Source organism: Geodermatophilus sp. URMC 61 (assembly GCF_052931555.1).
Window position 1 is genome coordinate 5,546,776 of record NZ_JBRFHZ010000002.1, and the last position, 24,053, is coordinate 5,570,828.

The 24,053-nt window shown below is 75.0% G+C and carries 28 protein-coding genes and 1 tRNA gene; 13 read left to right on the plus strand and 16 right to left on the minus strand.

Annotated elements, in window-relative coordinates; all coding sequences use genetic code 11:
- Window positions 1–32: 32 nt before the first annotated feature.
- Window positions 33–878, minus strand: a complete 846-nt coding sequence (locus tag ACU610_RS26120) for a hypothetical protein (RefSeq protein ID WP_446770596.1) — start codon at window positions 876–878, stop codon at window positions 33–35.
- Between the two features lie 496 nt (window positions 879–1,374).
- A tRNA-Leu gene (locus ACU610_RS26125) sits at window positions 1,375–1,455 on the minus strand.
- 111 nt (window positions 1,456–1,566) lie between these two features.
- Between ACU610_RS26125 and ACU610_RS26130 the strand changes: the two genes are divergently transcribed.
- Window positions 1,567–1,797: a DUF3618 domain-containing protein gene (locus ACU610_RS26130; RefSeq protein WP_446770597.1), complete on the plus strand. Its 231-nt coding sequence runs from the start codon at window positions 1,567–1,569 to the stop codon at window positions 1,795–1,797.
- A 1-nt stretch (window position 1,798) separates the two neighbouring features.
- Entirely contained in the window at window positions 1,799–2,296 is a 498-nt protein-coding gene (locus tag ACU610_RS26135) for a DUF427 domain-containing protein (RefSeq protein ID WP_446770598.1), read from the plus strand.
- A gap of 1 nt (window position 2,297) precedes the next feature.
- Here ACU610_RS26135 and ACU610_RS26140 read toward each other — a convergent pair whose 3' ends face one another.
- Entirely contained in the window at window positions 2,298–2,924 is a 627-nt protein-coding gene (locus tag ACU610_RS26140; protein ID WP_446770599.1) for a TetR/AcrR family transcriptional regulator, read from the minus strand.
- A gap of 136 nt (window positions 2,925–3,060) precedes the next feature.
- On the opposite strand from ACU610_RS26140, the gene ACU610_RS26145 reads away from it, so the two are divergent.
- The gene (locus ACU610_RS26145; protein ID WP_446770600.1) at window positions 3,061–4,146 is read left to right on the plus strand and encodes an EAL domain-containing protein; all 1,086 of its coding nucleotides are present in this window, start codon (window positions 3,061–3,063) and stop codon (window positions 4,144–4,146) included.
- Here the strand turns inward: ACU610_RS26145 and ACU610_RS26150 are convergent.
- On the minus strand, window positions 4,124–4,705 hold the full coding sequence (locus tag ACU610_RS26150) for a histidine phosphatase family protein (protein WP_446770601.1): 582 nt from the start codon (window positions 4,703–4,705) through the stop codon (window positions 4,124–4,126). The two genes, ACU610_RS26145 and ACU610_RS26150, sit on opposite strands and share 23 nt — an antisense overlap.
- Window positions 4,706–4,820: 115 nt before the next feature.
- Here ACU610_RS26150 and ACU610_RS26155 point away from each other — a divergent pair, with 115 nt between their 5' ends.
- Window positions 4,821–5,675, plus strand: coding sequence for an aldo/keto reductase (locus ACU610_RS26155; protein WP_446770602.1), 855 nt, complete (start codon window positions 4,821–4,823; stop codon window positions 5,673–5,675).
- 24 nt (window positions 5,676–5,699) lie between these two features.
- On the opposite strand, the gene ACU610_RS26160 is transcribed toward ACU610_RS26155, so the two are convergent.
- A complete protein-coding gene (locus ACU610_RS26160) occupies window positions 5,700–6,179 on the minus strand; it encodes an STAS domain-containing protein (protein WP_446770603.1) in 480 nt (159 codons plus the stop codon).
- A gap of 173 nt (window positions 6,180–6,352) precedes the next feature.
- Between ACU610_RS26160 and ACU610_RS26165 the strand changes: the two genes are divergently transcribed.
- Complete coding sequence (locus tag ACU610_RS26165; protein ID WP_446770604.1) at window positions 6,353–7,507, plus strand: acyl-CoA dehydrogenase family protein; 1,155 nt, start codon at window positions 6,353–6,355, stop codon at window positions 7,505–7,507.
- A gap of 321 nt (window positions 7,508–7,828) precedes the next feature.
- Here ACU610_RS26165 and ACU610_RS26170 read toward each other — a convergent pair whose 3' ends face one another.
- The 4 genes from ACU610_RS26170 to ACU610_RS26185 all read right to left on the minus strand — a co-directional run bounded on the left by ACU610_RS26170 (window position 7,829) and on the right by ACU610_RS26185 (window position 10,776).
- Window positions 7,829–8,947 (minus strand): NAD-dependent epimerase/dehydratase family protein, encoded by a 1,119-nt coding sequence (locus ACU610_RS26170; protein WP_446770605.1) that lies wholly within the window; start codon window positions 8,945–8,947, stop codon window positions 7,829–7,831.
- Window positions 8,940–9,107 (minus strand): hypothetical protein, encoded by a 168-nt coding sequence (locus ACU610_RS26175; protein WP_446770606.1) that lies wholly within the window; start codon window positions 9,105–9,107, stop codon window positions 8,940–8,942. Before ACU610_RS26175 ends, ACU610_RS26170 begins: the two co-directional genes overlap by 8 nt.
- 22 nt (window positions 9,108–9,129) lie before the next feature.
- Window positions 9,130–10,467 (minus strand): MFS transporter, encoded by a 1,338-nt coding sequence (locus tag ACU610_RS26180; protein ID WP_446770607.1) that lies wholly within the window; start codon window positions 10,465–10,467, stop codon window positions 9,130–9,132.
- A gap of 123 nt (window positions 10,468–10,590) precedes the next feature.
- Window positions 10,591–10,776: a hypothetical protein gene (locus ACU610_RS26185; RefSeq protein WP_446770608.1), complete on the minus strand. Its 186-nt coding sequence runs from the start codon at window positions 10,774–10,776 to the stop codon at window positions 10,591–10,593.
- An 87-nt stretch (window positions 10,777–10,863) separates the two neighbouring features.
- Here ACU610_RS26185 and ACU610_RS26190 point away from each other — a divergent pair, with 87 nt between their 5' ends.
- Window positions 10,864–11,277, plus strand: a complete 414-nt coding sequence (locus tag ACU610_RS26190) for a nuclear transport factor 2 family protein (protein ID WP_446770609.1) — start codon at window positions 10,864–10,866, stop codon at window positions 11,275–11,277.
- A 21-nt stretch (window positions 11,278–11,298) separates the two neighbouring features.
- Here ACU610_RS26190 and ACU610_RS26195 read toward each other — a convergent pair whose 3' ends face one another.
- Window positions 11,299–11,835 carry an Lrp/AsnC family transcriptional regulator gene (locus ACU610_RS26195; protein ID WP_446770610.1) on the minus strand — a complete coding sequence of 179 codons (537 nt, stop codon included), beginning with the start codon at window positions 11,833–11,835 and terminating at the stop codon, window positions 11,299–11,301.
- Window positions 11,836–12,005: 170 nt separating this feature from the next.
- Here ACU610_RS26195 and hppD point away from each other — a divergent pair, with 170 nt between their 5' ends.
- On the plus strand, window positions 12,006–13,211 hold the full coding sequence (gene hppD, locus ACU610_RS26200) for a 4-hydroxyphenylpyruvate dioxygenase (RefSeq protein ID WP_446770611.1): 1,206 nt from the start codon (window positions 12,006–12,008) through the stop codon (window positions 13,209–13,211).
- 84 nt (window positions 13,212–13,295) lie between these two features.
- On the opposite strand, the gene ACU610_RS26205 is transcribed toward hppD, so the two are convergent.
- On the minus strand, window positions 13,296–14,129 hold the full coding sequence (locus ACU610_RS26205; protein WP_446770612.1) for an alpha/beta fold hydrolase: 834 nt from the start codon (window positions 14,127–14,129) through the stop codon (window positions 13,296–13,298).
- Between the two features lie 360 nt (window positions 14,130–14,489).
- Here ACU610_RS26205 and idi point away from each other — a divergent pair, with 360 nt between their 5' ends.
- Entirely contained in the window at window positions 14,490–15,041 is a 552-nt protein-coding gene (gene idi, locus ACU610_RS26210; protein WP_446770613.1) for an isopentenyl-diphosphate Delta-isomerase, read from the plus strand.
- A gap of 8 nt (window positions 15,042–15,049) precedes the next feature.
- On the opposite strand, the gene ACU610_RS26215 is transcribed toward idi, so the two are convergent.
- Complete coding sequence (locus ACU610_RS26215; protein WP_446770614.1) at window positions 15,050–15,664, minus strand: maleylpyruvate isomerase N-terminal domain-containing protein; 615 nt, start codon at window positions 15,662–15,664, stop codon at window positions 15,050–15,052.
- A gap of 177 nt (window positions 15,665–15,841) precedes the next feature.
- Here ACU610_RS26215 and ACU610_RS26220 point away from each other — a divergent pair, with 177 nt between their 5' ends.
- The 3 genes from ACU610_RS26220 (at window position 15,842) to ACU610_RS26230 (ending at window position 17,855) form a co-directional block, all read left to right on the plus strand.
- Window positions 15,842–16,657 carry a polysaccharide deacetylase family protein gene (locus ACU610_RS26220; protein ID WP_446770615.1) on the plus strand — a complete coding sequence of 272 codons (816 nt, stop codon included), beginning with the start codon at window positions 15,842–15,844 and terminating at the stop codon, window positions 16,655–16,657.
- A gap of 74 nt (window positions 16,658–16,731) precedes the next feature.
- A complete protein-coding gene (locus ACU610_RS26225; RefSeq protein WP_446770616.1) occupies window positions 16,732–17,511 on the plus strand; it encodes an SDR family NAD(P)-dependent oxidoreductase in 780 nt (259 codons plus the stop codon).
- Between the two features lie 56 nt (window positions 17,512–17,567).
- Window positions 17,568–17,855 carry a hypothetical protein gene (locus ACU610_RS26230; protein WP_446770617.1) on the plus strand — a complete coding sequence of 96 codons (288 nt, stop codon included), beginning with the start codon at window positions 17,568–17,570 and terminating at the stop codon, window positions 17,853–17,855.
- A 39-nt stretch (window positions 17,856–17,894) separates the two neighbouring features.
- On the opposite strand, the gene ACU610_RS26235 is transcribed toward ACU610_RS26230, so the two are convergent.
- Window positions 17,895–18,287, minus strand: a complete 393-nt coding sequence (locus ACU610_RS26235; protein ID WP_446770618.1) for an ArsR/SmtB family transcription factor — start codon at window positions 18,285–18,287, stop codon at window positions 17,895–17,897.
- A gap of 123 nt (window positions 18,288–18,410) precedes the next feature.
- Between ACU610_RS26235 and ACU610_RS26240 the strand changes: the two genes are divergently transcribed.
- Window positions 18,411–18,818 (plus strand): four-helix bundle copper-binding protein, encoded by a 408-nt coding sequence (locus ACU610_RS26240; RefSeq protein WP_446770619.1) that lies wholly within the window; start codon window positions 18,411–18,413, stop codon window positions 18,816–18,818.
- A gap of 7 nt (window positions 18,819–18,825) precedes the next feature.
- Here ACU610_RS26240 and ACU610_RS26245 read toward each other — a convergent pair whose 3' ends face one another.
- Both ACU610_RS26245 and ACU610_RS26250 read right to left on the minus strand, forming a co-directional pair.
- Window positions 18,826–21,138, minus strand: coding sequence for a SpoIIE family protein phosphatase (locus ACU610_RS26245; protein WP_446770620.1), 2,313 nt, complete (start codon window positions 21,136–21,138; stop codon window positions 18,826–18,828).
- On the minus strand, window positions 21,135–21,761 hold the full coding sequence (locus tag ACU610_RS26250) for a biliverdin-producing heme oxygenase (RefSeq protein ID WP_446770621.1): 627 nt from the start codon (window positions 21,759–21,761) through the stop codon (window positions 21,135–21,137). Before ACU610_RS26250 ends, ACU610_RS26245 begins: the two co-directional genes overlap by 4 nt.
- A 76-nt stretch (window positions 21,762–21,837) precedes the next feature.
- Here ACU610_RS26250 and ACU610_RS26255 point away from each other — a divergent pair, with 76 nt between their 5' ends.
- Window positions 21,838–22,812, plus strand: coding sequence for a transposase family protein (locus ACU610_RS26255; RefSeq protein WP_446770622.1), 975 nt, complete (start codon window positions 21,838–21,840; stop codon window positions 22,810–22,812).
- A gap of 107 nt (window positions 22,813–22,919) precedes the next feature.
- Here the strand turns inward: ACU610_RS26255 and ACU610_RS26260 are convergent, their stop codons facing one another.
- Window positions 22,920–24,047 carry a PucR family transcriptional regulator gene (locus tag ACU610_RS26260; RefSeq protein WP_446770623.1) on the minus strand — a complete coding sequence of 376 codons (1,128 nt, stop codon included), beginning with the start codon at window positions 24,045–24,047 and terminating at the stop codon, window positions 22,920–22,922.
- Window positions 24,048–24,053 lie beyond the last annotated feature (6 nt).

Below are 24,053 nucleotides of genomic sequence, written 5' to 3' on the forward strand. Positions count from 1 at the left end.
AGCACCGGGGCCGCGGGCGTCTCCGCGTCGGGTCAGGGGGTCGGTTCGACCCCGGCGGCCGGGGAGGTGTCCTCCGACGACGAGTCCTGCGAGGAGCCCTGCCGGGACGAACCCTCCGACGAGCCCGTCGGCTGGCTGCCGGTGGTCGGCTCCGCCTCGGAGGTCCGCGTCGGCGTCGCCGACCCGGTCGGCTCGCTGTCGGACGCCTCCTCCTCCGACGTCGAGTCCTCGTCGGAGCCGGTCGCCGGCGCGCTGGTCTCGGTCGCCGGCGCGGTGGTGGTGGGGGAGGACGGCGACGACGGGTCCTCGTCCTGGTGGTCGGAGGACGACGACGTGTTGGTGATGGCGTCGATCGTCGTCGTCCGCGACGTCTCCGTGCCGCTGACCAGCGCGGACACCGGCTTCTGGCCGATGAACTCGATCCCGGTGACGATGCCCATGGCGATGACGAACACGGCGGCGGCGTAGACGGCCACCTTCGCCCAGCGAGGCCGGGGACGTCGCTCGGGAGCGCGGCGTGGATCGAGGTGGGCGGGCAGCACCTTGGTCACGGGATCGGCCGTGGCAGCCGGGGCGACCCTGGTCTCCTCGACCCGGGACTGGCGCCCGGTGAGCTGGCCACGGGCGCGCCGCAGCTTCTCGTTGGTCTTCTGCAGGGAGCTGCTGTAGAGGGCGGCGCTGACGGTGCTGATCACGCTGGCCAGTGCGGCGCCGATCAGGGTGCCGGCGAGGCCGAAGAAGGAGGCCACCACGGCCGAGGACACCGCGGCCAAGGCGCCGGCGGCCACCTGGGTGGCGCTCAGCTGGGCGCTCTTCGGCTTGTCCTTGTCCTCGATCAGTTCGGTTCGGTCGGTCGTCTCGGTGCGCGGGGAGGTCATGAGCTCCGACGGGGTCGATGGAGGTGAGGGGGGATCGGCCGGGCCGGGCAGCGGTGCGCGACGGGCCTCCCCACCAGGCTACGGGCTCCTGTTGCTACCCGTCCGGGATCGCTCACGCTCAGCGAGCCGCTGACCTGCGGTGATGCAGCCCTGTGATCCTGCTCTCGAAACGACGTGCCCTCACCCCTCGTGCGGGCGGTGGAACGGTCGGAGGTCGGCATCCGGGCCGGGTGCTGGTGGTGGTCGTCCGGGCCGTCGGGTGGGCGGGGTGAGGACGCGTGGGCCGCTGAGGTGCAGGCCCGGTGGCCGGCTGGAGGATCCTCCAGAGGAGCGGAGGCCGACGTCGGTCGCGCACGTCGCGCTGCTGTCCACGAACGCAGCTGAGGGGACCTGGTCGCGCCCCGGTCGACCCGTGCGACGTCCGTCCGCCGGCCGGACCGGGGGGTCGACGTCGACGGGTCCGCGTCCCCAGCGTCGGCCCGGCGATCGAGCTGAGTGCGGGAGGGGGGAGTCGAACCCCCACGCCCGAAGGCACCAGATCCTAAGTCTGGCGTGGCTGCCGTTACACCACTCCCGCGTGACTCCCGAGCATAGGGAGCGGGGCCAGCGGGTTCCCGGAGCCGCCCGTGCGGGTGGCCTCCGGCCGACGGGCGCGCCCTGGGCGGTCCGGTCTGGCAGGCTGTCGGCCGTGCCTCGCGACCCTCGCCAGATCCAGCTGGAGATCGACGCCGCCCGTGAGTCGCTCGCGGCGACCCTGGACCAGCTGGTCTTCCGGAGCAGCCCGCAGCGACTGAAGGCGCAGGGCCAGGCCGCCGTCCAGCAGTTCCTGCAGACACCGGTGGGGATGGCGGCGATCGGCGCGGTCGGCCTGCTCATGACCCTCGTCGTGGTCCAGAAGGTCCGGCACCGCAACGACTGACGTGCGCCGTCCGCGCCCCGATCCGGTCGGTCCGGGTCAGGAGTCGGTCTGGGACTACCCGCGCCCGCCCTCGGCCGAGGTGACCGGGCGGCGGGTCGTCGTCGAGCTCGGCGGCCGGGTGGTGGCGAGCACCGACCGCGCGGTGCGCGTCTGCGAGACCAGCCACCCGCCGGTCTACTACGTCCCCCGCGAGGACGTCGTCGAGGGCGTCCTGCAGCGCGCGGCCGGCAGCTCGTGGTGCGAGTGGAAGGGCGCGGCGACCTACTGGGACGCCGTCGTCGACGGACGGCGGTACCCGGGTGTGGCCTGGTCCTACGAGGACCCGGTCGAGGGCTACACCGCCCTGCGCGGAGCGGTCGCCTTCTACCCGAGCCGGGTGGACCGCGCGCTGGTCGACGGCGAGACCGTGCGGGCGCAGGCCGGCGACTTCTACGGCGGGTGGATCACCGACGAGGTCGTCGGCCCCTTCAAGGGCGAGCCGGGGACGCTGGGCTGGTGAGTCAGCCGGCCGCCGGGCGCGCGTTGCGCAGCAGCGGCAGGACGATGGTCTCGAACACCTCGTCGACGTAGGCGGTGTCCAGCGGCTCGCCGGTCAGCAGCCAGCGCTGGACGATCAGCGCGCTGATGGCCTCCGCCGTCACCGAGCGGTCCATGCCGGGACGTACCTCGCCGCGCTCCTCGGCCCGGGCCCACATCGCGGAGAAGGCACTGCGCCAGACGGCCAGCGGGCCCTTCTGGAAGGCCTCGACCAGTGCCGGCTGGTACTGCATCGCCGGCAGCAGCGAGCGGATCGCTGCACCGGCCGGGCTCTGCACCGTGGTGACGACCAGGTCCATGAGCGCCCGCACGTCGGTCTCCACGGACCCGGTGTCCGGCGGGACGGCGATCGCCCGGTTGATGTCGGAGAGCGTGTCGACCACCAGGTCGTGCTTGGTCCGCCAGCGGCGGTAGATGGTCGCCTTGCCGACGCCGGCTTCGGCGGCCACCGCGTCCATCGTCAGCGCGCCGTACCCGACCTCCGCCAGCAGGCGCAGGATCGCCGCCCGGATCACGTCGTCCCGGCTCGGGTCCCGGGGACGTCCGCCGCGCGAGGAGCGCACCGGCCCGGCCTCTTGCACAAGCACCATGAGCTGACCTTAGACATTCAAGTGAGCGACGACGACAGGTCTGGGGCTGCATGTCGCCACTCCGGGTTGCCCACAGCCATCATGGCCGACCGCGCGCCTGTCGAGTCGGGTTGCGGCCCTCGGTCATCCTCGTGCGGTGGCGAGCACCGACGGACGACTCCGGCGCCGGGAGTACTGGCACCTGCCCGGGCGGGTCACCCGGGTCCTGCTGGCGACCTCCGACGCCCACCTGCTCTCCGAGGTGGCCCGGACGGCGCGGGGACTGGGGCTGACGGTGTCGGCTGTCCCGGACCTGCTCGACCTCGACGACGAGGACGGCGGCCGCGGCGTCGACCGGCTGTTCCGCCGGCTGGCCCGCGAGCTGACGACGGCGGAGGCCGAGGACCTGCGGGTGGCCACCGACCCGCCCGACGGCGGACCGGCCCTGGCCGCCCGACTGCTCACCGCGCCCACGCTGGCCGTGGAGCTGGCCCGCCGCGGCGTCACCGCGGAGATCGGCCTGCTGGCCGAGGCCGAGCTGTGGTCGGTGTACCAGCCGATCGTCCGGCTGACCGACCGCACCGTGGTCGCGCAGGAGGCGCTGCTGCGGGGGACGGTCGACGGCCAGGAGGTCGGCGGCGAGGACCTCTTCTTCGTCGCCGAGTCCGCCGGCTGGCTGCCCCGGCTGGACCGGATCGGCCGCGAGTCGGCGATCACCGGGGCGGCGCCCTGGCTCGGGGGCGCCGACCTCTTCGTCAACTCCGACCCGGCGTCGGTGCACCGCCCGCAGGTCGACCTGGCCGGCACCGCGCAGGCGCTGGAGGACGCGGGGATCGACCCGTCCCGGCTGGTCGTCGAGGTCGGCGAGGTCTCCGCCGTCCGGGACCGGGGGCACCTGCTCTCGGTGCTCGAGCACCACCGGTCGCGGGGCTGGCGGGTCGCGCTGGACGACGTCGCGGCGGGCTGGTCGAGCCGCTCGCTGATGGCCACCGTGCGGCCGGACGTCGTCAAGCTGGGCCGGCCGCTGGTGCAGGCGCTCCCCGACGACGGCGCGCGCACGATGGTCCGCTCGGTCGTCGAGCTCGCGCACACCCTGGGCGCCCAGGTCGTGGCCGAGGGCGTGGAGACCGAGCAGATCGCCGACGAGGTGACCCGGCTCGGCGCGGACCTGGGTCAGGGCTGGCTGTTCGGCCGGCCCGTCCCGCCGCCGGTCGCGCGGGTCAGTGCAGGCCCCAGCCGGTGAGCACCGGCCGGGCGTGCTCGTGCCCGAGGACGCCGTAGGAACCGGCCGGTAGCGCGAGCAGCGCCCCCGCCTTGGGCTCCAGCCCCAGCCACCGGGCGGTGAGGATGCGCAGCACGTGCCCGTGGGCGACCAGCATGACGTCGCCGTCGGCGAGCAACGGCCGGGCCCGGTCGAGCACCCGGTCCACCCGCACGCCGACGTCCTGCGGCGTCTCGCCCGGCGTGTCCCCGGGGATGGTGCCGTCCACCCAGATCGACCAGGTGCGGCCCATCTCCTCGCTGATCGCGGCCGTCGTCCGGCCCTCGTAGCCGCCGTAGTCGAGCTCCACGAGGTCCTCGTCGGTGCCGGTGGGCGTCAGCCCGGCCAGCTCGGCGGTCCGCCGGGCCCGCAGCCGCGGGCTCACCCAGACCGCGACGAACCGGCGGTCCCCGAAGTGCCCGCGCAGCCGGCGAGCCTGCTCCTCACCCTCGGGCAGCAGCGGCAGGTCGGTGACGCTGGTGTGCTGGCCGCTGAGGCTCCACTCGGTCTGCCCGTGCCGCAGCACCACGATCTCGCCCATGGGCCCTCCTGACTGTGTCGGCGGTCACATCCTGGAAGAGCAACGCCCGGTGCGGGTGCTGCCGCGGACTGCAGACCCCGTGGCACCCGGCCGCGGGCCGACCCCTGGAGGCAGCATGACCACGGTCGCGCCCAGTGACACCTTCTCGATCGGCGGGGACCTGCCCGTCCACCGCCTCGGTTACGGCGCCATGCAGCTGCCCGGCCCTGGCGTCTGGGGCGAGCCGGCCGACCCGGACAACGCCCGCGGGGTGGTGCGCGCCGCCGTCGAGCAGGGCGTGGACTTCATCGACACCGCCGACTCCTACGGCCCGGTGGTCAGCGAGCGGATCATCGCCGAGGCGCTGCACCCGTACCCGGAGGGCCTGGTCATCGCGACCAAGGCCGGCCTGACCCGGCAGGGCCCGGGCATCTGGACCCCGGTCGGTCGCCCGGCCTACCTCAAGCAGCAGGTGGAGCTGTCGCTGCGCACCCTCAGGCTGGAGCGCATCGACCTCATCCAGCTGCACCGCATCGACGCCGAGGTGCCGCTGGCCGACCAGCTCGGCGCCTTCAAGGAGCTGCAGGACGAGGGCAAGGTCCGCCACATCGGCGTCTCCGAGGTCTCGGTGGCCGAGTTGGAGCAGGCCCGCGAGATCGTCGAGGTCGTCAGCGTGCAGAACCTGTACAACCTGACCAACCGCCAGTCGCAGGACGTCCTGGACTACGCCACCGAGCACGGCATCGGCTTCATCCCGTGGTTCCCGATCGCGACCGGTGACCTGGCCGCGCCGGACAGTCCGGTCGCCGACATCGCCCGGGAGCTGGACGCCACGCCGTCCCAGGTGGCGCTGGCCTGGCTGCTGCACAAGTCGCCGGTCGTGCTGCCGATCCCCGGCACCAAGTCCGTCGAGCACCTGACGGAGAACCTGGCGGCGACCCAGCTGCACCTCTCCGACGAGGACATGGCCCGCCTGGACGCCCTCGCCTGAGGAGTCGCCGTCCCGGGTCCACTTTCAGCGCCAGCGGCGCAGCGTGCCCGGGCGGACGCGCCGCCGGAGCGGCCGCTCCTCGGCGCGCCGCGCGGGCCGTACCTGGTACGGCAGCGCCACGCGGCGCGCCGAGGACGGCGTGCGCGGCGTGGGCAGGGGGACGGCGGGAGGTGGGCCGACCTCGTCCACGGGCCCGTCGAGCTCGAGCCGGTCGCCGAGCCCCGCGGAGCGGACCAGGCGGCGGGTGGCCGCGGGGGCGCCCACGACCCGGCAGGAGCGGCCGGCGGGCACGAGCGCGTCGGAGAAGACGGCCAGCGCTCGCAGGCCGGAGCAGTCACGGAAGTGTGCGCCGGCGACGTCCACGACGACCGCCCCGCGTCCGGCGACGGCGGCCTCCTGCAGAGCCTGCGTGAGCCGCCCGACGGCCGGGAGGTCCACGTCGCCGGTCAGCCGGACGACGACCTGGTCCGGCGCGCGGACCAGAGCGATCTGCAGGTGCGGCACGGGGGCTCCGACCAGGTGCGCTGCACCGCCGTCGGTTTCGGGCGGTCCGGCACGACCGTAGTGCGGTGGACCCACGCCTACAACCCAACGTGCCCGGGTGACTGCGCAGCGCTCTGGCGTGTCGCCGGAGACCCGCTGCCGCAGCCAGCCGTGACGCGCGGCACCATGGCGCCGTGGACGCCGAGGACTTCCGCCAGGTCAGGGACGCCGTCCGGCAGCTCGTGCGGGAGGTCGTCGTCCCGCTCGAGGAACGCATCGAGGACGAGGACCGCATCCCCGACGAGCTGCGTGCCCAGGCCGCCGAGATGGGCCTGTTCGGCTACGCGCTGCCCGAGGAGCACGGCGGCCTGGGCGTCACCATGGCCGAGGACGTCGAGCTGGCCTTCGAGTTCGGCTACACGACCCCGGCGTTCCGTTCGCTGTTCGGCACCAACAACGGCATCGCCGGCCAGGTGATCGCCACGTTCGGCAGCGAGGAGCAGAAGAAGGCGTATCTGCCGCGGCTGGCCGCGGGCGAGCTGATCGGCTCGTTCGCGCTGACCGAGGCCGAGGCCGGCTCGGATCCCGCGGGGTTGCGCAGCACCGCCCGCCGGGACGGCGACGGCTGGGTGCTCAACGGGGCCAAGCGCTACATCACCAACGCGCCGATCGCCGACCTGTTCGTCGTCTTCGCCCGCAGCGACCCGTCGCAGAAGGGCGGTCGCGGCATCTCCAGCTTCGTCGTCGACGCGCGGGCGCCCGGGGTCACCGTCGGCCCGAAGGACCGCAAGATGGGCCAGGCCGGCGCGTGGACCGCGGAGGTCTTCTTCGACGACGCCCGCGTGCCCGCCGACGCGCTCATCGGCGAGGAGGGCCGCGGCTACTCGAAGGCGCTCACCGTGCTCTCCCGCGGCCGGCTGCACATCGCCGCCCTCTGCGTCGGCATGGCCCAGCGGGTGCTCGACGAGTCGGTGGCCTACGCCGCGACCGCCGAGCAGGGGGGCGCCCCCATCGGTCGGTTCCAGCTGGTGCAGGCCCAGATCGCCGACATCCACGCCGAGCTGCTGGCCGGCCGGGCGATGGTGCGCGACGTCGCCGCCCGCTACGACACCGGCGAGGACACCTCGATCGGCCCGTCGTCGGCGAAGCTGTTCTGCACCGAGATGGTGGGCCGCGCCGTCGACCGCGCGGTGCAGGTGCACGGCGGCCTGGGCTACCTGCGGACGACGCCGGTCGAGCGCTTCTACCGCGACGCCCGGCTCTACCGGCTCTACGAGGGCACCAGCGAGGTGCAGCGGGTGATCATCGGCGGCGGGCTGCTGCGCGACGCCGGCATGCCGCGGAGCTGACGGAGGACCCTCCTGCCCTCATGGCGACCCGTCCGCAGGCCCTCCTGCAGGGTCCCGCTGCGAGCCTGCGAGGGGTGAGGGGGGCGGGGCCTTCCACTGGTCGACGCCGCCGTCCGCACCGAGGCGCCGGCCGCGGTCGCTGCGGCCGCCCGCGAGCTGACCGCGCGGCTGGTCAACCGAGGACGACCCGACCCCCTTCCGGCGCATGCCCAGGGGATCGTGGCCGCGCTGCCCTCCCGAGCGGCGGCCGGGGTGTTCGGACCCACGGACCGCCCGGTCGGCGCCTGGACGTCCCGGGAGCCGACCTGGCACCGACACTCCTCAGGTCGCACGCGGGCCGGGCACGTTGGCCGGGTCGCCGCCGGGGTCGCGCTCGGGGCCGCCGGCCGGGCTCAGCAGCGGGCCCGGCGCACCCTCGCCGCGGCCGAGCGCGGCGACGAACTGCCGCAGCACCTCGTCCCCGGCGTGCTGCGGCGACCACTCCAGCAGCCGGCGGGCACGGGAGCTGTCCAGTGCCGGCGCCTGCAGGGCCAGGTCGAGCCAGCCGGGCTCGGTGGGCAGGACGCGGGCGTGGAAGGCCGCCGACAGCGTCGTCCGCAGCACGGTGGCCGGGACGGGCACCCGCACCGTGCCGAGGACGCGGCCGAGCGAGTCGGCGTCGAAGGTGGGCTCGGCGGCGAGGTTGAACGGCCCGGGGGCGCGGCGGTCGAGCATCGCGACCAGAGCGTCGGCGACGTCGTCGGCGTGCACGACCTGCACCCGCAGCGACGGCAGGGGCAGCGGCAGCAGCCTGGCCACGGACCCGGGCAGCAGGCGGGCGGCGCCGAACAGCAGCGGCCCGAGGAAGTAGCGGCCGATCTCGCTGCTCGCCTCCGGCTGCAGCACCAGCGTCGGGCGCACCACGGTCAGCGTCGTCCCCTCGCGGGAGCCGAGCAGCTCACGGACGGCCAGCTCGGCCTGGGACTTGTCCCGGCTGTACTGGGAGCTGGGGATGCCGGTGACCGGCCAGTCCTCGGCGACCTTCCGGTCGCCGCCGCCGGGGGCGTAGGCGCCCAGCGAGGACATGTGCACGAAGTGCTGGACGCCCGCGCCGGCCGCGGCGCGCGCCAGGCGGCGGGTGCCGTCGACGTTGACCCGGTGCAGCCGTTCGGGCTGACGGCCCGGCTGCAGCGCCCAGGCCAGGTGGACGACGGCGTCGACGCCGTCGAGGAAGCGGGTGAGCTCGTGCTCGCTGCGGGTCTCGCCGAGGTCGGCCAGGTGCCACCGGACGCCGTCGTAGGGCGCGATCGACGGGGGTTCCCGCCGGGCCATCCCCCGCACCTCGGCCACTCCGCTGCCGGGCGCGGTGAGCCGGCGCAGCAACGCCGTCCCCACGTTGCCGGTGGCGCCGGTGACGGCGACCCTCAGACCCTGCAGACGGTTCCGGGTGGGCTCAGCCATGCAGGGCCGCTACCCGCGCCGGGCCCGGTGTACCCGGCCGGTGTGGGCGCAGTCGCAGGGAGACCAGGGCGGTGAGCAGGGCCGCGACGGCGGCGCTGAGCAGGCCGGCGGGGTTGCCGGCCACCTCCGGCAGCCGGGGGAGTACCACGTCGATGGTCACGGTGGGGCTGCGGCGGGCTGCCTCAACCGTCGACGGCCTCCAGGGCCTCGCCACGGCGCTCGGGCAGCGCCCAGCCGGCCAGTGCGGTCACCACGAAGAAGGCGGAGAAGGTGCCGAACACCAGGCCGTTGCCGCCGGCGGCCAGCAGCGGCGGCACGCACAGCGGCGCGACGATCGAGGCGATCCGGCCGAAGCCCGCAGCCGCACCGGCGCCGGTCGCACGCAGCGCGGTGGGGTAGACCTCCGGCGTCACGGCGTAGACCGCACCCCAGGCCCCGAGGTTGAAGAACGACAGCACCATGCCCGTGACCAGGACGGCGGTGTCCCCGTCGGCCAGGGCGAACAGCCCGGCGCCGGCAGCCGAGCCGAGCAGGAACACCACCAGCGTCGGCCGGCGGCCCCACCGCTCGATGAGGAACGCCGCGGCGGCGTAGCCGGGCAGCTGGGCCAGCGTGATGAGCAGCGTGAAGCCGAAGGACCGGACCAGCGAGAAGCCCGCGGCGACCAGCAGCGTGGGCAGCCAGATGAAGGCGCCGTAGTAGGCGAAGTTGATGCCGAACCAGACCGTCCACAGCGCCGCCGTCCGCCGCCGGGAGCCCGGCGCCCACAGCGCGCCCGGCCGCGCGGCCGGGACCGGCCGCGCCGGGGCCGACGACACCGGCGCCACCCCGGCCGCCGACTCGAAGCGGCGCACCGCGGCCTCGGCCTCGTCGGTCCGGCCGCGCAGCTCGAGGAAGCGTACGGACTCGGGCAGCCCGCGGCGCACCACGACCGCGTACAGCGCGGGGACGGCGCCCAGCGCGAGGGCCCACCGCCAGCCGGCGTCGCTGCGCGGGACGACGAGGTAGCCGATCAGCGCCGCCAGCAGCCAGCCGACCGCCCAGAACGCCTCGAGCAGCACGACGACCCGGCCGCGCACGCGGGCCGGGGCGAACTCGCTGACCAGGGTGGAGGCGACCGGCAGCTCGGCGCCCAGCCCCAGCCCGATGAGGAACCGGAACACCAGCAGCGAGGCCACCGACCACGCGAGCGCGGCGGCGCCGGTGGCCACGCCGAAGACCAGGAGGGTGAGCGCGAAGACCTGCCGCCGGCCGATGCGGTCGGCCAGCAGGCCGCCGAGCGTGGCGCCCAGGGCCATCCCGACGAAGCCGATCGAGCCGATCCAGGACAGCTCGGTGGGGGTGAGCGACCACTGGACGGCGAGCGCGGCCATCACGAAGGAGATGAGGCCGACGTCCATCGCGTCCAGCGCCCAGCCCAGGCCGGAGCCCACCACGAGCCGGCCGTGCTCGCGGGTGAACGGCAGCCGGTCGAGCCGCTGCGCGCGGCTGGCCGAGGCGGTGGTCGCGTCGGTGCTCACGGGCGGCCGCGTACCCCGTGCGGCGTACGGTCACGCGACCTCCTCGCTGGCGCTCGTCGGCCTCGTGCCCGCCGGTGCTCTGCCCATGCGTGACCTCGCGAGCTCGGTCACGGGGCGGGCGGGTCAGCCGTCGTTGTCCTGGTCGGTGTTCTCGACCTCCTCCTCGACCTCGTTGCCGGCGTCCTCGACCTCCTGCTCGACGCCGTCGTCCACGACGTCGGAGCCGCAGGCCGTGGTGCTGAACGAGGTCGCGGCGATCGCGATGCCGACGGCGGCCAGGCGCCAGCGGCGGGTGCGGGTGGTCGTCACGGGGTCCTCCCGGGATCGGCTGCGAGCGGGTTCCGGGGGTGCCCAGCGCAGCCGCGCTCCATGCGGTCGGCGGCTACGGTCGCGGTCGTGACGGGACAGCTCGGGGTCGTCGAGGCCTGGCTGGACGCGGTGGACCGGGCCGACGCCGCGGCCGCCATGGCGCTGTGCGCGCCGGACCTCGAGGTGGTCGGGCCGCGGGGCAGCGTGTACGGCCGCGAGGTGCTGCGCCCGTGGATGGCCCGGGCCGGGTTCACCGCCCGCCCGCTGCGCTGGTTCTGCGGAGCTGACGGCGCGGTGGTCGTCGAGCAGGACGCCACCTGGGCCGACCCGGCGACGGGCGCCGAGCGGGGCCGGGCCGTCGTCGCCTCGGAGTTCCTCGTGGCCGACGGCGTCATCACCCGTCTCCGGCGCCACGACGAGGGGCTGCCTGCCGCGCTGGCCGCCGCCGGGCTGCGGGCTTCCGACGAGGTGACCTCGCGCGGGCTGACCGGCGCGAGGTGACGTTCCTGACGCTCCGACGGGTCAGGTGCCGGCAGGGGAGCTCCGGTCGCCCCTCGGCTGCATGCCCGACCGGCCCGCGCCCGGTGCGGCCGCGGACTCGAGCAGCGGGCGGGTGCGCCACGGGACCAGCTCGGAGAGCGCCACCACGCTCGTCGAGCGCATCACCGCCGAGGAGCGGTTGAGGTCGACGAGGACCTGTTGCAGGGCCTCGTGGGAGCGCGCGGCCACCCGGCACAGCACGTCGCCGCTGCCGGTGGTGGCGTGCGCCTCCAGGACGCCGGGGATGGCCTCCAGGTCGCGCCGCATCTCGTCGATCGCGCCCTGGGCGATCTCGAGGGTCACGAAGGCCTGGACCCCGAAGCCGGCGGCGCGGACGTCGACGTCGGGCCCGTAGCCGGTGACGACGCTGGCGTCCTCCAGGCGCTGCAGGCGCGCGGTCACGGTGCCCCGGGCCACCCCGGTGACCCGGGACAGCTCGAGGACCCCGGCGCGGGGGTGGTCTTCCAGCGCGGCCAGCAGGGCCACGTCGAGGGCGTCGAGGCCCCGGTCGTCGGTCATCCCGCACGCCTTCCTGCTCCGACGTCGTCTGTGCAGTCCGACCAGCTTAGGAGCCGGTCGGCTGGGCTGGATGGGCAGCCGGCCCAGGTGGTGCAGGGCCCATTGCGCAGCGACCCCGCCGGGTGTGTGGTGCAGACGACACCGACGGAGGTCCGGAGGAGGAGCCCGGCATGAGCCTCGAGCAGACCCTCAACGACGACGAGCGCCTCGCGCAGCTCGACCTCGACCAGCTCCGGCAGCTGGTCGGGCTCGTCGAGTACGACGCCTCGGGCGACCCGTTCCCCGTCTCCGGCTGGGACGCGCTGGTGTGGGTCGTCGGCAACGCCACGCAGACGGCGCACTTCTACCAGTCGGCCCTGGGCATGGAGCTGGTCGCCTACTCCGGTCCGGAGACCGGGAACCGTGACCACCTCGCCTACGTCCTGCGGTCGGGCGCGGCCCGCTTCGTCGTCACCGGCGCCTACGACCCGGCCAGCCCACTGGCCGACCACCACCGCCGGCACGGCGACGGCATCCGCGACATCGCGCTCTCGGTGCCCGACGTCGACACGTGCATCGCGCACGCGCGGGCGCAGGGTGCGACGGTCCTCGAGGAACCGCACGACCTCAGCGACGAGCACGGCACCGTGCGCGTCGCCGCGATCGCCACCTACGGCGACACCCGGCACACACTGGTCGACCGCTCCCGCTACAGCGGCCCGTACCTGCCGGGGTTCGTGGCCCGGACGTCGGGTCACCAGCCGCGACCCGGACGGCCGAAGCGGCTGTTCCAGGCCATCGACCACGTCGTGGGCAACGTCGAGCTCGGCGCCATGGACCGCTGGGTCGACTTCTACAACCGGGTCATGGGCTTCACCAACATGGCCGAGTTCGTCGGCGAGGACATCGCCACCGACTACTCCGCGCTGATGAGCAAGGTCGTCAGCAACGGCAACCACCGGGTCAAGTTCCCGCTGAACGAGCCCGCGATGGGGAAGAAGAAGTCGCAGATCGACGAGTACCTCGAGTTCTACGGCGGCCCCGGCGCCCAGCACGTGGCACTGGCGACCAACGACATCCTCGCCACCGTCGACGCGATGACCGCCGAAGGCATCGAGTTCCTCCCCACCCCGGACTCCTACTACGAGGACCCCGAGCTGCGGGCCCGCATCGGCACCGTGCGGGTACCGGTCGAGGAGCTGCAGCGGCGCGGCATCCTGGTCGACCGGGACGAGGACGGCTACCTGCTGCAGATCTTCACCAGGCCGATCGGGGACCGGCCCACGGTCTTCTTCGAGCTGATCGAGCGACACGGCTCGCTCGGTTTCGGAAAGGGCAACTTCAAGGCGCTGTTCGAGGCGATCGAGCGGGAGCAGGCCAGGCGCGGCAACTTCTGAGGAGAGCCGCGCCGGTCCCTGCGGGCCCGGAGACGGTGCTCGAGCGGCGGTGGGGGTCGGGGTCCGTGGGTGCGGTCCGCGCCGTCACCCGTGCGCGCGGACGTGCTCGGTGACCAGCTCGGCGACCCGGTCGGGCGCCAGCTCGGGGATGAAGTGGGGCAAGCCCTCGAGCACCTCGAGCCGGTAGGGGGCGTCGACGAACCGCCGGGTCTGCTCGACGGCGGTGCGGCCGAGGGCGACGTCGCGGGTGCTCCACAGGTGCAGCGTCGGCACGCGTGCCGTGCCGACCGGGTCGCGGGCGTCCAGGGGCAGCGCGCGGTACCAGGCCAGGGCCGCGCTGAGTGCGCCCGGTTCCTGCATCCGCCGCACGTAGTGCTCGGACAGCTCGGGTGGCACGCCGCCGGTCAGCAGCATCCGGCGCAGCGCCGCGCCGTCCCCGGTCAGCAGCAGCCGCTCGGGGACCATCGGCAGCTGGAACAGCCCCATGTACCACGAGCGCAGTGCCTGGTCACTGGTGACGAAGGCCTTGGCCATCGCTGCCGGGTGCGGCACCGACAGTGCCGTGAGCGTGCGGACCCGTTCCGGGTACCAGGCCGCCAGCGCCCACCCGACGATGCCGCCCCAGTCGTGCCCGACGACGTGCGCGCTGCCGAGCCCGGCGGCGTCCAGCAGTGCCAGGACGTCGGCGCTCAGCTCCCGCATCCGGTAGGCCGCGCGGCCGGACGGGCGGGCGCCGGGGGAGTAGCCGCGCTGGTCGGGGGCGAGGGTGCGCAGACCGGCGGTGTGCAGCCGGTCGGCGACGGTGGTGAAGGCGGCTGCGTCCTGCGGGAAGCCGTGCAGCAGGACGACGGGGTCGCCGTCCGCGGGGCCGCCGTCCCGGACGTCGAAGACCAGACCGTCGCGCGTGAAGCTGTCCACCCGGAGACCGTGCCCGCCCGCTCCGGGCTCCGCCAGTCGGTTCGGCGGTCCGCCTCCCGCGGTCGCCGTCCTCGCCCTGCAGCCCGAGGACGGCGATCGCGCGGTGCGGACGGCGATGGCGGAGGCCTCGGGTCGGCTCGGGGCAGGTCGGGAACGGCCCTGGCCGCGGTGGGGGCGAGGAGTGGGGGCCGGAGGCCTCCGCGACGAGACCTCGGGTGGGCTCGGGACAGGTCGGGAACGGCCCCTGGCCGCGGTGGGGTCGAGGTGTGGGGGCCGGAGGCCTCCGCGACGAGATTTCGGTTGGGCTCAGAGCAGGTCGGGAACGGCCCCTGGCCGCGGTGGGAGTCCGGTAGGACGACAATGGACAGAGTGACGGCATCCGAGGAGCTCATCGTCCTGCTCGACGACGACGGGACGGTGATCGGCACGATGCCCAAGCCGCTGGTGCACCACGGCGAGACGCCGCTGCACCGCGCCTTCTCGGCGTACCTCTTCGACGACGCCGGCCGGCTGCTGGTCACCCGCCGCGCCGAGGGGAAGCAGACCTTCCCGGGCATGTGGACCAACACCGTCTGCGGCCACCCCGGCCCCGGAGAGGACGACGCCACCGCGATCGCCCGCCGCGCCGCCTTCGAGCTGGGGCTGCGGGTCGACCAGCTGCGCCCGGCGCTGCCCGGCTACCGCTACCGCGCGGAGTTCCGCGGCGTCGTGGAGAACGAGGTCTGCCCGGTCTACCTCGGCCGCTTCGCCGGCACCCCCACACCGGACCCCGACGAGGTCGGCGAGTGGGAGCTGCTGGACTGGGCGACCTTCCGCGAGCGCCAGGAGTCCGAGAACGGCGAGGCGTGGTCGCCGTGGTGCCGCGAGCAGGCCCGCCTCATCGAGGAGGCGGGCCTGGTCCCGATCGGCTGACCCGGCGGTCAGAGCACCGAGAAGCCCGCCGGGAGTCCCGTCCGGCCGGTGACGGCGAGCAGGAGCGGGCCGGCGAGGCCCTCGGGGACCGCGAGGTCGGCGACCAGCCGCAGTGCCTGCGCCGCAGCCGTCGCCGGGACGTCGAGGGGTACCCTCAGCGCGGTGGCCAGGTCCGCGGTGTGGACCGCCAGCTCGAACGTGCGCGTGGGCAGGTAGTCCGCCAGCCGCATGCCGCCCGCGAGCGTCGTCAGCAGCTCCGTGCCGTCCCGGGCCCCGACGAGCGGGAGCACGCGCCCGGCGATCTCCGCCACGGCGGCGGCCGGATCACTGCCCAGGGCGGCCCCGGCGTCCCGCCCGCGCGCCGCGACAGCCGGGTCGGCGGCCGCCGCTCGGATCGCGCGGTAGTAGTCGCCGGCCGAGGCGACCTCGACGGTCGCGGCCGGATCCGCGAGGTAGGTCTCGACCGTCAGGAGCGATCGGCTCGTGTGGCCCACCAGGGCGCGGACATCCCACTCGCCGAGGCCGGGCCGGGTCCACCGGTCGCCCACGAGGGCGGCCGTCCGGACGAACCACTGCGCGGCGTCGGCGAACGCCCGACGCGAGTCGTCCCATGCGACGTCCATGCGGGCGACGCTAGCCCGGGCGCGGCCGGATGCGGAGCGGCCGCGGACGGCGGATGCGGGGCGCATCCCGAGACGCCGAGCACGACCGGTGATCGTCAGGGCGCGGACGGTACCGGCCACCCGGGGCGCTCGTGTCGTTGCGCGGGCGCGCCCGGAGTGCTCCCTAGCGTCCGCCGCATGGAGCGCCGTCGGTTCCTCCTCTTCCTCGCCGCCGGGCTGGCGGGCACGGCCGTGGGCCGGGGCACGGCCGGCCTGGTCGACCCCACGCGGGCACCGGTGAGCACCGCCGCGGCCGCCGAGCCGGTCGCACCGCCGGCGCTGCCCGCCGTGGTGCCCGCGCCGGCCGGTGTCGTGGACCAGATCCCGGGGGACGGCACGTCGCTCGCGCTGACCATCGACGACGGCACCAGCTCGGAGGTCGTCGGGTCGCTGTGCCGGTTCGTCCGGGACAGCGGCGTCCGGCTGACCTTCTTCCCCAACGGCCGCTACTCCTCCTGGGAGGAGAACGGCGACGTGCTGCAGCCACTCATCGACTCCGGCCAGGTCGCGATGGGCAACCACACCTGGTCGCACCCAGACCTGACCACGCTCACCGACGACCAGGTGGCCGAGGAGATCGGCCGCAACCGGGACTGGATCGAGGCCACCTTCGGCATCCGCACCCCCTTCCTGCGGCCGCCGTTCGGCGCGCACGACGAGCGGGTCCAGCGGATCAGCGCCGAGCTCGGGCACCCCACCGTCGTCATGTGGAACAGCACGCTGGAGGACAACCGGTTGCTCACGGCCGACGAGCTGATGGACGCCGCCCGCCGGTGGTTCGCCGCCCAGGCGATCGTCGTCGGCCACGCCAACCAGCCGACGATCACGACGATCTACGACCAGCTGCTGGAGCTGATCGCCGAGCGCGGGCTGCAGACCGTGACGCTGGCCGACGTGTGGGGGACGGGGCTGGGCGGGGTGCGGACGGCGTCGGGGAGGGCGACCACCACGTGATCGTCCGACCTGCGACGGGCGGCGGCATCCACCAGGCTGGTCGGGGACACCACGACCGACAGACGGAGGAGCCGATGGCCGACAGCAGGGCGTTGCAGGGGCGGGTGGCCCTGGTCACGGGTGGGGCGAGCGGACTGGGCCGGGCCACCTGCGTGGCACTGGCCGAGGCCGGCGCGCACGTGGCCATCGCCGACATCGACGAGGGCGGCTCCAAGGGCACGGCGGAGCTGGTGGCCGACGCCGGTGGGTCCGCGGAGGTCGTCGCGCTCGACGTGACCGACGACGCCAGCCGCCGCGCGGTGGTCGCGCAGCTCTTCGACGCCCACGGCGACGCCTTCGACATCCTGGCCAACGTCGCCGGCATCGACCGGCCCGGCTACATCACCGACATCGACCTCGCGGACTACCAGCGGGTGCAGGCGGTCAACTGCGAGGGACCGGTCTTCCTGACCAGCGAGTTCATGAAGCGGGTGCAGCACCTGCCCGAGGGCCGCACCGCCGACGTGGTGCACATCGTGAGCCTCTCGGCGATCACCTCCGGCAGCGGCGCGATCGCCTACAACGGCTCCAAGGCCGGCTTCCTCAACGCGACGAAGTGCATCCAGCGGGAGTTGCGCGAGAAGGCCGTCAAGGGTGAGGACGGCGTGGAGCGGCCCTTCCCGTGCCGCGTGCAGGCGGTCATCCCCGCGGCCATGGACACGCCGATGATGGAGCAGTGGGGCATCCCGGCCCACCTGATGATGCCGCCGTCGGCGGTCGCGGAGATGGTGCGCTACCTGGTGACGCTGCACCCGGCGGCCTTCGTGCCGGAGATGCAGATCGTGCCGCGCCTGGAACCCAACTTCCCCCGATGACCGGCCCGCAGCCGGACTCCCCGCGCTGACCCGGCATCCGTCCCGAGGAGGCGACGATGACCAGCCCGGACGACCTCGACCCCGACTCGGCCATGGCCAGCGGGTCGGACGCCGGCGAGCCCGGGGAGCGCCTCGGCGCCGGCGACCTGACCGACGAGGAGCGACGGGTGCTCGAGGAGCTCGAGCGGGACGCCCCCGCCGGCCGTGACGACGACGACCTCGCCGACGACGCCGTCGTGCGGGCGGCCGAGGACGAGGCGCCGCTGCCGGGCGCCGAGGGCGGCGACCAGGGCGACGGGCTCAGCGCCCGGTTCAGCTCACCGCCCGGGGAGGGCGAGGCCTGACGCGCGGGCTCCCCGGCGGTCTGCCGGGGAGCCCGCGCGTCACGGCGCGTCGTCCGCGCCGGGGGAGCGGCTGAGGGCCACCAGGCGCCACAAGCAGTGCCCGAGCAGCGGCTCGGGGAAGTCAGGGGCCAGCCTGTAGTAGACGACCCGTCCCTCCCGCCGGTTGACGACCAGCCCCGCGGTGCGGAGCACGCGGAGTGCGTAGCCGACGGCGTCCTCGTTGACCTCCAGCGCGAGGGCCAAGTCCCCCACGCACAGCTCCTCGGCGACGTCGAGGGCGTAGAGAACCCGCGCCCGGGTCGGGTCGGAGATCAGCGACAGCATGCCGGCAAGCGCGGCGGCGTCGTCCCGGCTGGGCAGCCGCGCGCGGGCGCGGGCCACCCGCTCCGGGTCTACCGGGTGCTGGTGCGACTGCGGTCCGTCGTCGTCCATGGTGTGTCGCCGAGGCTCCCGTTATCCGTACGTCCGTCCGGATATCTGGTTGCTGGCCGTCGCACCGCGACCGCCGACGACCAGACTGCCCCACGCCGACGTGGGCCGACGGAGGGAACACCCGTGACCGTTGCCAGCCAGATGCTCGACACCTACCCGGCCGACCTCGGGGGCGTCGACAGGCAGGCGCTCGTCGCCTGCATCGAGGCCTGCTACGAGTGCGCCCAGGCGTGCACCGCCTGCGCCGACGCGTGCCTGAGCGAGGAGATGGTCGCCGAGCTGACGAAGTGCGTCCGTACGAACCTCGACTGCGCCGACGTCTGCGACACGACCGGCCGGGTGCTCTCCCGACACACCGGCTACGACGCGAACCTGACCCGCGCGGTCCTCGAGGCCTGCGCCGCGGCGTGCAAGGCGTGCGGCGACGAGTGCGCGAACCACGCCGACATGCACGAGCACTGCCGCATCTGCGCCGAGGCCTGCCGGCGCTGCGAGGCCGCCTGCCGCGAGCTCGTCAACGCCCTCGGCTGAGGGTCGTTCAGCCGCGCAGCCGGACGGCGACCAGCGCGACGTCGTCCTCGGCGGCCTGGGGCAGCATCCGACCGATCAGCTCGTCGCAGGCGGCCTCGAGCGGCCGGTCGCGGACGGCGACCAGCTCGGCGGCCAGCCGGTCCACGCCCACGTCGAAGACCTGGTCGCGCCGCTCGACGAGGCCGTCGGTGTAGAGCAGCAGCGTCGAGCCCGGCTCCAGCACCGCCTCGGACTCGGTGCGTCGTGCCGCCGGGTCCACGCCCAGCAGCAGCTCGGCGCGCGGCGTGGTCAGCCGGAGGGCGCCGTCGCCGGGCTCGGTGAGCAGCGGCGGCAGGTGCCCCGCGCTCGACCAGCGCAGGCGGGTGCCGCCGGTGTCCGGGTCCGGGGCCAGCCGGCCGACCAGCACGGTGGCCATGGCCCGGAGCCCGAGACCCACGACGGCGGAGTCCAGCCGGCGCAGCACGGTGGCCGGGCCGTCGGCGCTGTCGTAGGCGATACCCCGCAGCAGCCCGCGCAGCTGGGCCATGTCGGCGGCGGCCTCGGTGTCGTGCCCGACGACGTCGCCGATGACGACGACCGTGGAGCCGTCGGGCTGCTCGAAGACGTCGTACCAGTCGCCGCCGACCTGGGCCTCGCGCGCGGCCGGCACGTAGCGCACGGCGACCTGCAGCCGCGAGGACTCCGGCGGGTCGGTGAGCATCGAGCGCTGCAGCGTCTCCGCGGCGCGGACGAGGCTGCGGCTGCGCGCGTACAGCGCCTCGAGCAGGTGGGTGCGCAGCTCGCCGACCTCGGCCAGTTCCTGCGCCGTCCACGGCTCGGAGCGGTCGCGGACCGTCTCCCGCCACCGCTCGAAGCTCTTGCGCGGGCTCAGCCGGACCGAGTCGCCCTCGCGCTCGGCGATCGCCTTGTTGTGGGGGTCGCCGCCCCAGTCGACGGTGCGCCGGGCCTCGGCGCGGTGCCAGAGCACGTACTGGCCCTCCGGCAGCGGCAGCACCAGGACCCCACAGGCAACCTCGCACGGGACCTGCAGTTCGGGGGCGTGCCGGGGCAGCGAGTCGGTGGCGACGAGGTCCTCGTGCCGCGCGGCGGCCCAGGCCGCGATCGTGTCCGCGGTGCCCTCGGGCAGCGGGGTGCCGCGGCTGCCGCGGTGGCGCTGGAGGTGCACCACGACGCCGTCGGCCGGCAGCAGGTCGAGCAGGTCGGGCGAGCCGAGCAGCGTGTCGGCCAGCGGGCGGTCCTCGTCGAGGGTGGCCGCGGTCAGCCAGGCCAGCGTCGAGCGCACCTGCAGCGCGCGGTGCACCTCGCCCTCCTCGGCGCGGTCGACCAGGCGTACCGACAGCGTGGAGCCGAGGAACTCCGCGGCCGCCCGGGTGGCGTAGGGCGGGGCGTGCGGACCGGAGTAGTGGTGGCAGGCGATGAGGCCCCACAACCTGTCGTCACGCAGCAGCGAGATCGACATGGAGGCGCGCACGCCCATGTTCTGCAGGTACTCGACGTGGATCGGCGAGACGCTGCGCAGTGTGGAGAAGGTCATGTCCAGCGGCGTCCCCGTCGAGGGCACCAGCGCCGGGCGCAGCGGCACCGGCCGGTAGTCGACGTCGGAGATCAGCCGGATCCAGTTCTTCTCGTACAGCGCCCGCGCCTGCGCCGGGATGTCGGAGGCCGGGTAGTGCAGGCCGAGGAACGAGTTGAGCTCCTCGGCCTTCGCCTCGGCCACGACCTCGCCGTTGTAGTCGGCGTCGTAGCGGTAGACCATCACGCGGTCGAAGCCGGTCAGCTCGCGCACCGCCTGGGCGGTGATGTCGTAGAGCTCCTGCAGCGAGGTCGCGCGGTTGAGCTCGCCGACCGTGCCGCGCACCGCCTGGTAGGTGTTCGGGAACGAGAACGGGCGGGGGCCGCGGGCGGGCTCGAGCTCGACGACCAGCACCGCCGTCGGCGGGGTCCCGTCGTGGGCCGGGCCGACGACGGCGCGGTGCAGCAGCGCGTCGACCGGCACCGGGCTGCCCCCGACGTCGAGGGTGGTCTCCACCGGGTTGCGCTCCCGCAGGTCGCCGAAGGCGCTGGCCGAGCGGGCCACCGACTCGCCCGCGACCACCCCGAGGACGTCGGGCAGCCGCCGGCCCAGCGCATCGGCGGGGTCCACGCCCACCAGGTCGGCGAGGTTCTCCGACACCTGCTCGACCACGAGGTCGGGCTCGGTGACCGCGAGGAGCACGCCGCGCGGCTGGATGCTGCCGGGGACGTGGATCGGTTCGCGCTCGCAGTTGGAGAGGTCGACCGGCGTCCCCGCCGGCAGCAGCTCGATCTCGGGGCTGCTCACGCCGGGGCCCCGACCGGCGCGCACCAGGCGGCCAGCGTGGTGAAGGTGGCCCGCGCGGCACCGACCACCCGGCCGGCGTCCCCGCCCTCGGCGACCCGGTCACGGGTCACCCGGCGGAAGGCGTGCCACATGGCGCCGGTCTCGGCGCCGTACGGGGAGAAGGCCCCGAGCCGGACGTCGGGGCCGAGGGTCGGCAGCGTGGCGAGGTGGCGGGAGATGAACGTGCCGCCGAGCGTGGAGCCCTCCAGGACGTAGAGCCGGCCCAGGGCCTGGTCGGTGTCCTCGACGGCGGGCAGCTCGGGCAGGGCCGCGGTGTCGGGCTCCGCGCCCAGGGCGCGCAGGTCCTCGGCGAACAGGTGCGCCCGGCGCCGCCGCGACCAGGCGACGGTCTCGGCGTCCGCCGGCCAGCGGCGGGCCCACGCGTCCAGGCCCGCCTCGGCGGCGGTCCAGAACGCGTGCAGCCGGGCCAGGACGGCGACCAGGCGCTCGCGGCCCAGCCCGTCGTCCATCAGGCCGAGCGCCGTCTCCACCTGCTCGTGTTCGAGGGCCGTGGCCGCGCGCAGCTCGGTGAGGACGTCGGCGCTCCGCGTGTGTCGCGGCGACGCCTCTCCTGCAGCACCCATACCGGCTCCGAGACTAGCGACCTCGTGCATGGTTAGCGGGACCGCTTGCTCGTGACCGACGGAGCAGGGTCGTGGTGTGTCCAAGACGCTGGCCCGTGCCGCCGCGGTCGCCGATCGCCATGTGACGGGCCTGTCCCAGCAGGTCCTCGCCGAGCTGGTCGCCGAGGTGGGGCCGCGCTGGCAGGCACGCCAGGAGGCACGGCTGGTCGACCGGCCGCGCCAGCGGGCGGTCGGCGCCGGTGCCTCGTATCGGCTGGTGTTCATCGATCGTCTGCTGGCCACCCTGGTGCACCTGCGCCACGGGGTCACCCATGACGTGCTGGCCTGCTGGTTCGGGGTGTCCCGCTCGACGATCACCCGGGCGATCGGCGAGGTCCGCCCGCTGCTGGCCGAGCGCGGCTGCACCGTCGAAGGCGGAATCCGGCTGCGCACCCTGGCCGACGTGGTCGCCTATCTAGGCGCCACCGGGCAGCGCGGTCTGCTCGATGCCACCGAGGTCCGGGTGCGCCGCCCGGCCGCCCACAAGGCCGGCCGGGCTCGGTTCGTCTCGGGCAAGGCCCGCGCCAACACCATCAAGAGCCTGGTGATCACCGACGCCGACGGGCGGCTGCTGTTCTGCGGGCAAACCCGACCGGGCTCCATTCACGATCTGACCCAGGTCCGCCAGGCCGGCCTGGTTGAATTGCTGGCCCTCACCCCGGGGGTCACCCTGCTGGCCGACGCCGGCTACCAGGGCCTGAGCACCCAGACCGCCGGCGCGGTCATCACTCCGCGGCCGGCCCGGCGGAAGAACCAGATCCCGGTCTTCCCCGCCGTCGCCGCGGCGCACGAGGCCGAACGCCGGGCTCACGCGTCCAAGCGAATCCGCGTCGAGCACGGCATCAGCCACCTGAAGAACTGGCGGGCTCTGTCGCGTCACCTCGGCCGACGCGAACACCTCGACACCATCCTGCGTGCGGTCGCCGGACTGGTCTCCAGCCAGGAACGAGCCCCACGACCTGATCAGCTTTCCCGCCCGCCGAGAGCTCTCCCGGCCGGCACCGCCGCGTGATCGAACTGGCCCTGAACGGACCAACTACGGCCCGCGGCTAACCATGCACGAGGTCGTAGGTGACTCCCCGCACTCCGGCGCGCGCGGCGGACGGGGTGTGCCCGCGGTCACGACCCAGGGAGGCGGGCGCGGCGCAGCGAGGCGTGCAGCAGCAGCCGGGCATCGCCGTCGGCCAGGTCCAGGCCGGTCAGCGCCTCGATCCGGCCGAGCCGGTGGTACAGCGTCTGCCGGTGCACGTGCAGGGTCGCGGCCGCGCGCGCCGGGCTGCACCCGGCGTCCAGCCAGGTCTCGGCGGTGGCGGTCAGCACGGGGTCGGCCAGCAGCGGGCGGACGGCGGGGTCGGGACCGGGCAGTGCCGCCACCAGCCGCCACCCACCCAGCTCGCCCCAGTGCGCCACGGGCGAGAACCGCGGGACCGCGGCGGCGACCCGCGCGGCGGTGCGCGCCTGCTCCCACCGCACGGGCAGGCCGTCGGCCCCGGCGCCCACGGCGGAGAGCCCCGCGGTGCTCCCGGGCGGCAGGCCGGCCAGCGCGGCCGCGGTGACCGCGGCGGCCGGGCGCAGGTCCGCCGGACCGGGCAGGGGGACGGCGACCGCCACCAGCCCCTCGCCGGGCAGCACGGCGCTGACCGCACCCGCGGCCGGCGCCCGCCACGGCGAGGGCAGCCCCGCGCCGGCCGGCCGCAGCGCCAGGAGCACCACCGCGGTCGGCTCGCCCCAGGCCGCGGCGAGCGTCCGGACCGCCTGTGCCTGCGCGGCCGGTGCGCCGGTGAGCGCGGCGGCCAGCGGGCGGGCCAGGTCGCCGGCGTCCTCCTCCCGCTCGGCCAGCAGCCGCCCGGCCTCGGCGGCCAGCTCCACCGCCGCGGCGAGCGCGGGGTCGGCGGCGGCGGGGTCGGTGCGCCCGCCGTCGAGCAGCCACAGGTAGCCGCGGGTGCGTCCGGCGTGCCGGACCGGTAACACCAGCCGGGTGAGGATGCCGGCCTCCGGGTCCCCCGGCGTGCGCAGCGGGCCCTCGGCGACCGCGATGCCGAAGTCCTCGAACCAGCGGCGGGTCTCCGGCGTCGACCCGCGGCCGAGGATGGAGCGGGTGCGCACCGCGTCCATCACCGGCGTCTCGGCGCCGTCGACCGGGTGGGCGCAGAAGGCCAGCAGGGTGAAGTCGGCGTCCTCGAGGGTCGCCGGGGCGCCGAGCAGCCCCGCCACCCGGTCGACCAGCTCCTGCAGCTCGTCGCGCACCCCGTC